The organism is Paraburkholderia tuberum STM678 (assembly GCF_902833905.1).
Lineage (GTDB): Bacteria > Pseudomonadota > Gammaproteobacteria > Burkholderiales > Burkholderiaceae > Paraburkholderia > Paraburkholderia tuberum.
The window spans coordinates 43435-56202 of the sequence record NZ_CADFGP010000007.1 but is presented as its reverse complement, the minus strand read 5'-3'; the positions used below and the strand labels follow the sequence as shown (position 1 = coordinate 56202).

Annotated in this window: 12 protein-coding genes; 4 read left to right on the top strand and 8 right to left on the bottom strand. The window is 63.7% G+C overall.

Annotated features, from left to right (window positions below):
• Positions 1–76 precede the first annotated feature (76 nt).
• Positions 77–415: a P-II family nitrogen regulator gene (gene glnK / locus HWY30_RS07835; protein WP_013088783.1), complete on the top strand. Its 339-nt coding sequence runs from the start codon at positions 77–79 to the stop codon at positions 413–415.
• Between the two features lie 183 nt (positions 416–598).
• On the opposite strand, the gene HWY30_RS07830 is transcribed toward glnK, so the two are convergent.
• The 5 genes from HWY30_RS07830 to HWY30_RS07810 form a co-directional block, all read right to left on the bottom strand.
• Positions 599–1756 carry a porin gene (locus tag HWY30_RS07830; protein WP_090805622.1) on the bottom strand — a complete coding sequence of 386 codons (1158 nt, stop codon included), beginning with the start codon at positions 1754–1756 and terminating at the stop codon, positions 599–601.
• A 612-nt stretch (positions 1757–2368) separates the two neighbouring features.
• A complete protein-coding gene (locus tag HWY30_RS07825; protein ID WP_090803548.1) occupies positions 2369–3148 on the bottom strand; it encodes an ABC transporter ATP-binding protein in 780 nt (259 codons plus the stop codon).
• A gap of 39 nt (positions 3149–3187) precedes the next feature.
• Positions 3188–3901 (bottom strand): ABC transporter permease, encoded by a 714-nt coding sequence (locus HWY30_RS07820; RefSeq protein WP_090803550.1) that lies wholly within the window; start codon positions 3899–3901, stop codon positions 3188–3190.
• Positions 3898–4587, bottom strand: a complete 690-nt coding sequence (locus HWY30_RS07815; protein WP_090803552.1) for an ABC transporter permease — start codon at positions 4585–4587, stop codon at positions 3898–3900. Before HWY30_RS07815 ends, HWY30_RS07820 begins: the two co-directional genes overlap by 4 nt.
• A 271-nt stretch (positions 4588–4858) precedes the next feature.
• Entirely contained in the window at positions 4859–5635 is a 777-nt protein-coding gene (locus tag HWY30_RS07810; protein WP_090803553.1) for an ABC transporter substrate-binding protein, read from the bottom strand.
• Positions 5636–6229: 594 nt separating this feature from the next.
• On the opposite strand from HWY30_RS07810, the gene HWY30_RS07805 reads away from it, so the two are divergent.
• Complete coding sequence (locus HWY30_RS07805) at positions 6230–6940, top strand: pirin family protein (protein ID WP_090803557.1); 711 nt, start codon at positions 6230–6232, stop codon at positions 6938–6940.
• Positions 6941–7074: 134 nt separating this feature from the next.
• Here HWY30_RS07805 and HWY30_RS07800 read toward each other — a convergent pair whose 3' ends face one another.
• Positions 7075–7608, bottom strand: coding sequence for a Spy/CpxP family protein refolding chaperone (locus HWY30_RS07800; RefSeq protein WP_090803559.1), 534 nt, complete (start codon positions 7606–7608; stop codon positions 7075–7077).
• Positions 7609–7826: 218 nt separating this feature from the next.
• On the opposite strand from HWY30_RS07800, the gene HWY30_RS07795 reads away from it, so the two are divergent.
• Both HWY30_RS07795 and HWY30_RS07790 read left to right on the top strand, forming a co-directional pair.
• Positions 7827–8552 (top strand): response regulator, encoded by a 726-nt coding sequence (locus tag HWY30_RS07795; RefSeq protein WP_090803560.1) that lies wholly within the window; start codon positions 7827–7829, stop codon positions 8550–8552.
• Entirely contained in the window at positions 8536–9852 is a 1317-nt protein-coding gene (locus HWY30_RS07790) for an ATP-binding protein (protein WP_090803562.1), read from the top strand. Before HWY30_RS07795 ends, HWY30_RS07790 begins: the two co-directional genes overlap by 17 nt.
• A gap of 62 nt (positions 9853–9914) precedes the next feature.
• Here HWY30_RS07790 and HWY30_RS07785 read toward each other — a convergent pair whose 3' ends face one another.
• Positions 9915–10181 carry a double-stranded DNA-specific endonuclease gene (locus HWY30_RS07785; RefSeq protein WP_090803564.1) on the bottom strand — a complete coding sequence of 89 codons (267 nt, stop codon included), beginning with the start codon at positions 10179–10181 and terminating at the stop codon, positions 9915–9917.
• A 172-nt stretch (positions 10182–10353) separates the two neighbouring features.
• On the bottom strand, positions 10354–12045 hold the full coding sequence (locus HWY30_RS07780) for a sensor domain-containing diguanylate cyclase (protein WP_090803566.1): 1692 nt from the start codon (positions 12043–12045) through the stop codon (positions 10354–10356).
• Positions 12046–12768 lie beyond the last annotated feature (723 nt).

Sequence of the window (12768 nt, the reverse complement as noted above, 5' to 3'; positions counted from 1 at the left end):
CAATGCATCCGGCGCGGCGTAGAATAAAAATCATCCTTTTCCTTTTCACTCTTCCCATCAAGAGACGAGGTTCGCCATGAAGCGCATCACCGCAGTCATCAAACCGTTCAAACTCGACGAAGTGCGCGAGGCCCTCGCGGAAGTCGGCCTCACCGGCCTGACCGTTACCGAGGTCAAGGGGTTCGGCCGCCAGAAAGGGCATACCGAGCTCTATCGTGGTGCGGAATACGTGGTCGACTTTCTGCCGAAAGTGAAGATCGAAGTCGTGGTCGCGGACAGCCAGTGCGATCAGGTCATCGACGCGATCATCGGCGCGGCGCGTACCGGCAAGATCGGCGACGGCAAGATCTTCGTCGCGGACGTCGAGCGCGTCATCCGTATCCGTACCGGCGAAGAGAACGAAGCGGCCGTATAAGTCGACGCAATCACGCACCGGCCCGGTGCGCGCAACGGCAAAAACCGTGCGCCGAATAAAAAACGGTGCAATACCCTTGCGGATATCGCACCGATACGCGCCTCTCGCAGCAGCGTGAAAAAGATTCTCTCGAAGAAACCTGTATTGCACCCCGAGGGATGACCCTCGGGGCGCACCGTTCGATTAGAACGAGTGCTGGATACCTGCGTACACGCCGCTTTGCTGGCGGCCTTGCAGCGGGTTGTCCGTTGCAGCGGCGAAGCCCGCGTTGTTCGCGTTCAGACCGAAGTTAGCATTACGGCTGTTGCGCACCGTCGCGGCCTGCAGGTCGAGCAGCGTGCGCTTCGACAGGTTGTACGAACCGCCAACCGTGTAGATCGTCGCATTGCCCGCGCCGTTGTTGCCGTTCACGTGGTAGACCGCCGCGATCAGCGCTGCAGCCGGCGTTGCCTGCCACGTCACACCGCCCCATTCGTGATCGAGCGTGGTCGGCTGACCGGGCAGAACCCCCGTTGCGCCTGCCGAACGGACTGCCTGGTAAGCAGCCTGAATCTTGAACTGGCCGAGGAACACGTTCAGCAGAGCGGAGTACTCGCGCGATGCAGCGAATACGCCGTTGGCCGTGTTAGCCGTATTGATACCGTTGTTGGCGACCGGGCCACCCCACAACCCACCGGTCGTCGGGTTGCGGATTTCGTCGTACAGACCGCGGACCTGAAAGAGCGAGGTCGTGTAGGTGACCTGCGCGCCAGCTTCGCGACCTTGCGGCGTCGTGCCGTTACCGTTCCAGCTCGTCGCGTTCGACAGCGCGTACTGACCGTAGAAGTCAAAGCCTGCGATCTTCGGCGACTGGTACGCGAAGTTGTTGCTCGACTGCGGCCAGTTGCGGCCACGCACCAGCGATGCCGACGACCAGTTCGACTGACCGAACGGGTCGAAGTCCCACACGCCGTTCGAGATGAAGAGCATGCGGCCCATCGTGAACGTACCGTACTGGTTGTTCGAAATACCGACCGTTGCCCAGCGATTGAAGAGACCGCCGCCGCCGGGACCTGCGCCCGTCATCGTGTTGAACGAGCCTTCCAACTGGAACAGGATCTTGTTGCCGGCGCCGATGTCCTCGACACCCTTCATGCCCCACAGGCTGGTGCCCCAGTCGCCGCTTTCCGCCTTGAAGCGGTTCGAGCTGGTGTTGGCCGCGCCGTTGGCGTTAGCGCCTGTCGGGACGCCCGACATGTACTCGAGACCTGCATCCAAACGGCCATACAGCGTGACGCTACTCTGAGCGTGTGCAACAACGCCGGCCGACATCAGCGCAGCGACGAGCAAAGCTTTCTTCATCTTCTCCTCCATACCCTGTCAAAAAAGAAACCCAGTACTGCGAGTGGTGTTCGGACGCGATAAGCACCGAACAGAAAGCGGTACCAGGGAGAGTGGCGGGTGGATAGGGATTCTCCTGTCATGACATGTAGCGTCGAGCTATCTTTGCATCATGCCGATCCCACGCCGACCGGTTCTCCTCTGCGTTTTGAAGTGAAACTACTTTTAATCAACTTTGTTTTGCTACTTTGGTTACCAATTTATCAAAAATAACTTTAACTGGGAGAAGAAATTAGTACCGCCAACAGGGGGTGTCGCCAAATTGCAATACGAATGTGGGCTGGGACCCGAAGGAGTTCCTCGGGAAAAGGCGAAAAGCCTTGTCCGGCAAGGGAATCGCGGCTTGGAAGGGGTCGTATTAAGGATTGTCACTATTGACGAGTCAAAAGTGGCGGGGTAGGCGAAAACTCGGCCTGAATGGCCCGTTTTGTGGGATTTTCGGCGCTTTTTCGTCGTTCGAATGGCCGGGCGGAAGGACATGGTAAAAACGAAAAAGGCGCTCGTAAGCGCCTTGTAAAACTACATTGACTACATTTTCCATGCCATTCGCATCATAAGTCGCGGGTAATTTTATTACTTGAGACTGCCCGACAGGAATTGCTTCAGACGTTCGCTCTTCGTGTTCCTGAACACTTCGTCGGGATGGCCTTCTTCCTCGACGCGGCCCTGGTGCAGAAACATCACGTGGTTCGACACATTGCGCGCGAAGCCCATTTCGTGCGTGACGACGATCATCGTGCGGCCCTCCTCGGCGAGCTTCTGCATTACCTTCAGCACTTCGGCGACGAGCTCCGGGTCGAGCGCGGAGGTCGGCTCGTCGAACAGCATCACGTCGGGGTGCATCGCCAGCGCCCGCGCGATCGCGACACGCTGCTGCTGGCCGCCCGACAGATGCGACGGATACTGTTTCTCGAGACGCGGCGCGAGACCGACCTTCTCCAGATATTCGCGCGCGCGGTCCTCGGCTTCCTTGCGCTTCAGACCGAGCACATGCACCGGCGCCTCGATGATGTTCTCGAGCACGTTCATGTGCGACCACAGGTTGAAGTGCTGGAACACCATCGAAAGCTTGGTGCGCACACGCTGCAACTGCTTCGGGTCCGACACGCGCAACGCGCCGTCCCTGGCGGTCTGCGTGCGCACTTCCTCGCCGTCGACGAAAATGCGCCCCGCGTTCGGCTGTTCGAGAAAGTTGATGCAGCGGAGCATCGTGCTCTTGCCCGAACCGGACGAACCGATCACGCTGATCACGTCGCCGGCATTGGCTTTCAGCGACACGCCCTTGAGGACTTCGTTGTCGCCGTACTTTTTGTGAAGCTGGTCGACGAAGAGCTTCTGCTTCTTGGAATTCATCAGGATCCTTAACGAGCTTGCTTGTCCAGGGACGCGCAGTTACTTGCCTTGCGGCCGCAGGTAAGCGAGCCAGCGACGCTCGGCGCGGCGGAACAGCCACACGAGCGCGAAAGAAATACACAGATACAGCAGCGCGGCGATGCCGAACGCGTTGAACGACTGATACGTCGCGGAGTTCACGTCGCGCGCGATCTTCAGGATGTCCGGCACCGTGGCCGTGAACGCGACGGTGGTCGCGTGCAGCATCAGGATCACTTCGTTGCTGTAGTAGGGCAGTGCGCGGCGCAGCGCCGACGGCAGAATCACGCGCCGGTACAGCGTGAACGAAGACATGCCGTACGCGCGCGCCGCTTCGATCTCGCCATAGGGCGTCGCCTTGATCGCGCCCGCGAAAATTTCGGTGGTATAGGCGCAGGTGTTCAGCGTGAACGCGAGCAGCGTGCAATGCATGCCGTCGCGAAAGAACGCGTTGGTCAGCTCGTTGTTGCGGATGATCTCGAGGCTGTAGAGACCCGTGTAGCACAGCAGCAGCTGCACGTAGAGCGGCGTGCCGCGGAAGACATACGTATAGAGCCACACGAGGCCCGCGAGCCATTTCTTCTTCGACACGCGTGCGACCGCGAGCGGCACCGACAGGCAGAAGCCGAGGCCGATCGACACGACCAGCAGCCATAACGTGATCGCGACGCCGGTGAAGCGATAGCCGTCGGTGAACAGATAGTTGCGCCAGTATTGCTGAATGATCTCGATCATAGATCCGCCTTTCGCACGCCGGTCGAGTAACGCTTTTCGAGGTACATCAGCACGAAGTTCGACACGGTGGTGATGACGAGATAGATCGCCCCCGCGAGCAGGGTAAAGAAGAAGAACCGCAAGGTACCCTTGCCGGCGTCCTGCGAGGCCTTGACGACGTCGGCGAGACCGATGATCGACACGAGCGCGGTCGCCTTGACCATCACCTGCCAGTTATTGCCGATGCCCGGAAGCGCGAAGCGCATCATTTGCGGGAACATCACGCGCGAGAACACCTGCCAGCTCGTCATGCCGTAGGCGGCGCCCGCTTCGAGCTGGCCGCGCGGCACCGCGATAAACGCGCCGCGGAACGTCTCGGTGAAGTACGCGCCGTAGATGAAGCCGAGCACCGCGACGCCGGCCACGAACGGGTCGATGTCGATCTGCTCCCAGCCGAGCGCGTCGGTCAGGTTGTTCAGCCAGATCTGGATGCTATAGAACAGCAGCAGCATCAGCACGAGATCGGGCACGCCGCGCACGAGCGTCGTATACACCGTGCCGATGCCGTTCGACAGACGGTTCTTCGACAATTTCGCCGCCGCGCCGAGCAGGCCGAGCACGAACGCGAGCGCGAGCGAGAACACCGCCAGCCTGACGGTTTGCCAGGTGCCGCTGAGAAGCAGCGGGCCGTAGCCTTGAAGGAACATAGGTAGTCCACGACGATGCGCTACGCGCACCGCGAAAGACGCGGTCCGCGTAGCGCCGCGTCGGGGACGAGCGCCTGGCTCGCCGTGATCCGCAGCGCACAGCGTGCCGCTGTGCAAATCATGCTGCAGAAACGTTCGTGCTCCTGCAGCGCGCTTGTGGGACTTTCGTCTCGGATTGTTTTGAATCTACTGCCTGGTGTCGCCACCTTCGTTGCCGCTTTCCTGCCACCGGCACGAGCCGGCTTACCACGCAGTATCCTGCCTGTTTCGCTCAACGGCCAGGATAAATGTCGAAATCGAAGTACTGCTTTTCGAGCTTCCTGAACGTGCCGTCCTGATGAACCTCGGCGAGCGCCTGATTGAACTTCGCCTTCAGCTCGGCATCGCCCTTGCGCAGACCGATCGCGGTGCCTTCGCCGATCGTCTGCGGATCCTTCACTTCCGGACCGGCCCAGGAGAACCCTTTGCCGCGCGGCGTCTTCAGAAAGCCGGCGTCGGCCTGCACTTCGTCCTGCAGCGCGGCGTCGAGGCGGCCCGACGCAAGATCCGCGTACACCTGGTCCTGATTCTGGTACGACACGACGAGCACGCCCTTCGGCTCCCACCAGGCCTTCGCGTACTGTTCCTGCGTCGAACCCTGCTCGACGCCGACGTGCTTGCCTTTCAGCGATTCAGGGGTGGGCACAAGCGGCGAACCGGTTTTCGCAATCATGCGGGCGGGCGCGTCGAACATCCTGTCGGAGAAGTCGATCTGCTCGCGGCGCTTGTCGGTGACGCTCAGCGAGGAAATGATCGCGTCGAACTTGCGAGCTTTCAGCGCCGGGATGATGCCATCGAGATCCTGCGCGACCCACACGCACTTCACGTTCATCTTCGCGCACAGCGCGCGGGTCAGATCGGCATCGAAACCGACGATGTCGCCATCAGGCGCCTTCGATTCGAATGGCGGATAACTGGCGTCGACCCCGATGCGCACCGTTTTCCATTCTTTCGCCATCGCGCCGGTGGCCATGACTGCCAGAGCCACGCACAGTGCGAACTTCTTCATGTTTCTCCTGAATCAAACTGATCGTCGTAATGACACGACTCGACGAGCACCGGCCGAGGGCCGACGGTCGGTATTCTAGGCGGTCAAAATTGCCGTGCCGCAGGGATCGTCGCCGCGCTCTGGTCGGTCCTTGCGCGGGCGGTTCGTCCGACGTGGCGCGCCGGTCCGGCGCGTTCGGTGCGTATCGGGCGTGGCTCGCACGGTTTGGTGCCGAGTCGAAGCCCGTCGCGCACCGGTTGCGGCCCGCCCGCCGAGGCTTGCCGGCGCGGCCTGCGCGTCCCGCGGGACGTCCACGCGGCTTGAAAAGCGCGGTATTTTACCCGAAGAGCGGCAAGCTGCCAGCGCAGCGCGGCATCGAGCGGCAAGACGCCGTGCAACGCGTTGTGCGTGCGCGACGCCGGCGCGGTTTTGCGGGCGCCGGCTGCCGGGCGCCGGGCATCCGGGCGCCGGGCTTTCCGTGCGATGGGCTCGCCGGTCGCGCGATTGCATGCAGCGATGGAACGCTGCGGTGCGGTTGCGCACGATTGTTATGGGGCGGCGCAACCCCTACATTCCCAGCATCGCTCTGATTGACTACTTACCGGGAGACTTTCCATGATCGAGATTCGCCGCTCCGCAGAACGCGGTCACGCCAACCACGGCTGGCTCGATTCGTATCACAGCTTCTCGTTTGCCGATTACCGCGACCCCGAGCACGTGCACTTCGGGCCGCTGCGCGTGATCAACGAAGACCGCATCGCCGGCGGTCAGGGTTTCGGCACGCACGGGCATCGCGACATGGAGATCGTCACGTATGTGCTCGAAGGCGCGCTCGCGCATCGCGACAGCATGGGCAATGGCTCGACGATCCGTCCCGGCGACGTGCAGCGCATGAGCGCGGGCACCGGCGTGCAGCATAGCGAGTTCAACGCGTCGCGCGACGAACTCGCGCACTTGCTGCAGATCTGGATCATCCCGCGCCGCGCGGGCGACCAGCCCGGCTACGAGGAAAAGCGCTTCGACGCCGACAGCAAGCGCGGCCGCCTGCGCGTGATCGCGTCGCCCGACGGCCGTGACGGCTCGGTGACGATCCATGCGGAAGCGTCGATCTACGCGGGACTGTTCGACGGCGCCGAACACGCGACGTTCGCGCTGCCGGCGGGGCGCCTCGGCTATTTGCACGTCGCGCGCGGCACGCTGAGCGTGAACGGCACGGTGCTCGAGGCGGGCGATGCCGCGAAGCTCAGCGACGTCGACACGGTGACGCTGGAAAAGGGCGACGACGCGGAAGTGCTGCTGTTCGATCTGGGTCAGTTGAACGGCTGATTCAAGCAGTTGATTCGCGCGGGCCGCCGATCGAGCGGCGAGCAGCGCCAAACAGCAACGCCACGGAAAACCTCTTCCGTGGCGTTTTTCTATTAGCGAGGCGCCCTCCCTGGTCCGCCTCGCGAATGCGCCGCTTATTGATTGGCGGCCGGCGCCGACGCGGCGCCCTTGTGATGCTCCCAGCGCTCGCGCATCTTCTCGTGACGCTGCTCCATCCGCGCGAAGCGCTGCTTCAGCGCCGTGCTGACGGTGGTCTTCTGCTGGTCGTTCAGGCCGTTATAGAACTTCAGCCACGCGTCGGTGGTTTGCTGACGCAGTTGCGCGTCCTTCTGCTCGATCTGCTGATGCGTCGCGGCCATCGCGTTCAGATCCAGGATCGGCTGTTGCTGTGCGGCCTTGAACTGGTCTTGAACCTGCTTGTGGTTGGCGCGCATCGCTTCGCGGTTCTGCTTCATCGTATCGAGCGCGTTTTGCCACAGCTTTTCCTGATCCGCGTTCAGCTTCAGCCGGTCGTGGAGTTGGGTCAGTTCCTTCATGAAGTGGCCATGCCAGCCGCCGGGCCCGCCGTGCGCCTGCTCGGCGGGTTGGGCGGCGTAAGCGGCGCCCGCGCCGATGGCGAGAGCGGTGGCAGCAACGGCGAGAACGCGCGACATCTTTTTGGTGGACATATGAGGCTCCTTGTAATGGAATAGCCGACGAAGCAACCGGTCTTTGGACTGCCTGCACTCGGTAAGGCACAGCGTAGAGAACCGCGTGCGCCGCTGTGTTACGCGCCCGGACGCCGCTATTACCAGCAATTACGTGTGGCTTTCACCGTAACACCCGGTAACCCTTCAGACCGTTTGGAAAACGAAATCCCTTTTGGCTGCGCGTTAAACTTCATTCCATGGCTACTCAAATCCTGGTCGTCGACGACGACGTCGAACTGCGCGATCTGTTGCGCGACTATCTCGCCCGTCAGGGCATCGAAGTTTCGGTGCTGCACGACGCGGGCTCGCTCGAACGGCGCCTCGAGCGCGAGCGCCCCGACCTCATCGTGCTGGACCTGATGATGCCCGGCGTGGACGGCCTCACCGCGCTGCGCAAGCTGCGTGCGTCGGGCGACGATATCCCCGTCATCATGCTGACCGCGCGTGCGGACGACGTCGATCGTATCGTCGGGCTCGAACTCGGCGCGGACGATTACCTCGGCAAACCGTTCAATCCGCGCGAACTGCTCGCGCGCGTGCAGGCGGTGCTGCGGCGGCGCCGCACGCTGCCGTCGGCGGCCGCGCCCGAGCAGCGCGAGCCGTTCAGCTTCGGCCGCTTCACGCTGGATTTCCAGTCGCGTACGCTGCATCTCGAAGACAAGCCGCTCGCGCTGTCGGGCAGCGAGTTCGCGCTGCTGAAGATTTTCGTCAATCACCCCATGCGCACGCTCACGCGCGAGCGCCTGCTGGAACTGCTGCACGGTCCCGAGTACGACGGCACCGACCGCGGCATCGACGTGCAGGTGTGGCGCCTGCGTCGCATTCTCGAAACCGATCCATCCACGCCGCGCTTCATCCAGACCGTGCGCGGCCGCGGTTACGTGTTCGTGCCGGACGGCGAGCAGCATGCGTCGGCCCATTGATTCGCTGTTCGGGCGGCTCGCGCTGCTCGTCGTCGCGGTGCTGTTGCTGTCGCATTTCGCGTGGTATGCGCTGATGCGACTCGAACGTTCGCAACTGCAAACGCGCTACGCGGTCGAGGAAGCGACCTTCCTCGTCGACGCGGTGCGTCAGCACGTCGCCCGCACACCGGATCAACCGCTGCCGTCGCGTGTGAAGCTGGTCGACCCGGCGAGTCCGGACGTGCCGGCGGCCAGCGCGAACATGCCGCCGCCGCTCGCGCGTTTCGTCGAGGACGTGCGCGACCGCATGCCGGCCGACACCCAGGTGCGCGTCGGTCCGCCCGGCGCTCCGCCCATGCTATGGGTGCGCGCCGTGACCGATCAGAACTGGATCGTCGTGCCGGTGCAGCCGCTGCGCATGCCGCGCTCGCTCGACCGCACGGTCTTGTGGCTCGTCATCATTTTCTCGTTTGCGGTGATGGCGGCGCTGTTCGCTGCTTGGGCGCTGCAGCGGCCGCTGCGCTTGCTCGCGCAGGCGGTGGCGCGCTTCGGTCGCGGGCTGCCGGTGCCGCCGGTGCCCGAGCGCGGGCCGCGCGAGTTGCGGCAACTCACCCATGGCTTCAATCAGATGGTGCAGGAAGTCGCGCGCACCGAGAATGATCGCGCGGTGATGCTTGCCGGTGTCGCGCATGACCTGAAGACGCCGCTCGCGCGTCTGCGGCTGCGCGCCGAAATGATGGACGACGCGAAGACGCGCGACGGCGTCGTGCGCGACGTCGATTCGATGACGCATATCGTCGAGCAGTTCCTGCTGTTCGCGCACGACGGCGCGGACCGCAGCGAACCCGTGGAAGTGGATGCGCAGTGCGAGCGTGTCGTGCGCAGCTATCGGGCGGTGGCCACCAGTGCGCCGACCGTGCACACGGAACTGAACGCCGGGCCGTCATTTCTGCTGCCGGCGGCCACGCTCGACCGGATTCTGTCCAATCTGATCGATAACGCGCATGCGTATGGCGCGCCGCCGGTGGTCGTCGCGACCGCGCGCACACCGCAGAGCTTTACGCTATCAATTAGCGACAGCGGCACGGGCATCGCCGCCCAGGACCTGATCAACGCGAGCCGGCCGTTCGTGCGGCTCGATCCGGCGCGAGGCGGCAACGGCCATAGCGGGCTGGGCCTTGCGATCGTCGAGCGGCTCGTGCGGCGCGCGGGCGGTGAATGGGAAATCGGCAATCATGGCGGCCGCGGTTTGCGGGTGTTGATGAGTTTTCCGTTCGACGTGCTGCCGCGGGTCGCGACCGCCTCGGAAAACGCCTGGTAGAAGGCAGGGGTGTTGGAGTCGCGATGCGCGCGCGAGGCGTCGGCATCGCGAGCGGCGAGAGCTCAGTCCGAAAACAGCGTATTCAACGCGTTCGCCGTTTCGCTATCGACGGTATTCCACGTCACCGATTCCGCCTCGAAAATATAGTGCGTCGTATATTTGCCGAGGCGCGCGAGTATTTCCTCCTGAATCAGTTCCGGCGCGACCTCCAGTTTCAGATACCACGCGGTCGACGACAGACGCGTCTGGAACGCGCCGTATTCGGCGAGCAGCTGGTCGAAAGCATCAGCGTCGTGATCGCGACAGACGATCACCAGATTTCCCTTCATGCGAATCTCCCGTTAGTGCGGTAGTGACAATCCGATATCAGGATTGATGATACCTGCTTCGTTGTGGGAGGCTCGGCGTCGTTTTCAGCGCGGGGCAGGGTGTCGGCGTGGGTTGGCTGAGCGGAGAGGGCGATACCGTCGCGCGCTGAATATTTCGGCGAGCGTCAGGCATTCACCAGGCATTCACCGCGGTGCGCGTAGGCGGCGCCGTATCGTCGGGCGGCAGTGCTTCGGTGCGGTCGCGCCCGCCGGTCTTCGCCGCATACAGCGCGGTATCGGCGCGGCTCATGAGACGCTCGGGCAGATCGTCGGGCGACAGTTCGGTGATGCCGATGCTCACGCTCAGCCCCGCCGAGGCCGGCAGCTTCGGCGAGGGCACCGCTTTCAACCGCAGCCGCAGACGCTCGACGACTTCGCGCCCGCCCGTCAGATCGGTGGCCGGCAGCAGCAGGCCGAACTCTTCGCCGCCGAGCCGGCCGACCGCGTCGGAGCCACGCAACTCGGCGCGACATGTATCGACGAAATGTTCGAGCGCGCGGTCGCCGGCGGCGTGGCCGAAGCGGTCGTTGATCTGCTTGAAGTGGTCGAGATCGGCGATCGCCATGCACAGCGGCTCGCGCCCCGCGTGCGCGCGATCGATCTCGTGGCGTAGCAGGTCGAGGAAATAGCGCCGCGACAGCGCGCCGGTCAACGCATCGTGCCGCGCCTCCGCCGACAGCAGCGTATTGGCCGACTGCAACTGCTCGGCGAGATCGCGTGTCGCGCGATGGTGGCGCCGCTCGCGCACGTAGGACACGGTGATCACCCACGCGAGCGCGACGGTGCCGGCCAGCGTCAGGAACACCAGCAGGTGGTCGCGCTTGTGGTTGCGCAGCAGCTCCGGCCACGCGGCGAGCGGATCGACCAGGTGCGCGGAGAGCCCCGAGTTCAGGCCGCCGCGGTTCTGATAGAGCGCCGGGGCCGGCCGTTCGATCATGCCGAACAGCTGCGCGGCGACCGACGCCGGCACCCACGGCGCCTGCTCACGCACTTGCGTGTCTTTGCGGATCAGCATGTCGGGGAACGTCTCCCGGCGGTAGATGATGCGCCGCTCGGCGGGGCTCATCAGCGTGACGCGCGAGTTCGGCAACGCGTGGCCTTCGAGCGCGCTGTTGTGCGCCATGATGATGACGCCGTTGTCGTCGGACACGAAGGTGCCCGCGTGCGCGACCCAGTGGCGCAACCGCGCGATGCCGACCTTCGCGACCACCGCGCCGACCAGCAGCCCGTCCGCGTACACCGGCGCGGCGATGAAGATGCCCGGCTCGCCGCTCGCGCGACCCACGCCGTAGGCTTCGGAGAATGCGCCGAGCAGCGCGTTGGTCAGATAGCCGCGCGCGCGCATGTCCACGCCGACGAACGATTGCTGCGCACCCTCGGGGTTCGACATCGTGCCGCTCGACGCAACACAGATGCCGTTCGCGTTGACGATCCAGACCTGATCGAGCCCGGAGAAGCCCTGCGCTTCGTGCAGGAACCTGCTGACCCCGGCCATCTTCGGATCCTTGAGCAAGGCGGCTCGCAAGGCGGGTTCCGCCGCCTCGCTGTTCACGGCATAATTCTGCGATTGCACGAGGGCACGCTGGACCACGTCCATTTCGGCCATGGTTGCGGGGATCGCGCGGGACATCGCGAGGTCGCTGGCAATCACTTCGGCCATGTTGTCGACGATCGACGTGGACATTTGCCGCTGCGTGCGCAACGCCGCGTCCAGCTCTTGCTGTACCATCCGGTCCGCGACCATGCCAGCCACGAACCAGCAGACGAGTACGATCAGCACGAAGCTGACCGGCCCGGCTACCTGGCGCAAGGTTGTCCTGTTCATCGACCCTCTGATCCGTCTGGCTGTGACATGCAACTTGCTCGTTCGTGGGCAGCGCGCTCTCAACGCTGTGTCGTTATCTGCATCAGCTGCGGTTTCGTCCCGTCGCGAGCGAGGTGCGCTGCGCCGTCGCCATGCCCGGGATGATCCGCTGATAAACAGGTACGTCGTTTCCCGATTTTAACCGTCGCGGGGCACGATGCCACCGTTATTGCTGGGATGCCGCCTGCATATGCCGCACTGATCAGATTCTTAACGGCAGCCGCGCCGCTTTCTTGATAGCTGTGCGGGCCAATGAAGCGATCGAGCGACGACGGCCGGGGCGACGCGCCGATGTGGCTTGCGCGCCACGCCGCGAGACGGCCTCGCGACGTGTCACGCTGAAGCACGCGGCAGCAGAGTACAGTGCGGCGCGGCGACGCGTGCCGGGGCTTGCTGAAGCCTTACGCCCCGGCCTCGCAAGGCCGTATCGCAATTTGCGGCGAAAGGTTGTGCCTGAAACATAGGATGGTGTAGTGTCGTGCCGTCCAAAACGAGGAAAGCCCGCCAGCCCTCGGGCGGCGCCCGCGGCGACAGGAGTTCGGCGTGATGGTTGGGGTCGTGGGCGACGCGTTCACGAATCTGTCCATTGCCGGCCCATGTGTCTCCAACGCTAACGATTTACCACGCACGCGCGTTTTGCCATGCCTGATTTCCGCTTTCCGGACCGACCCATAGACCGCCGCG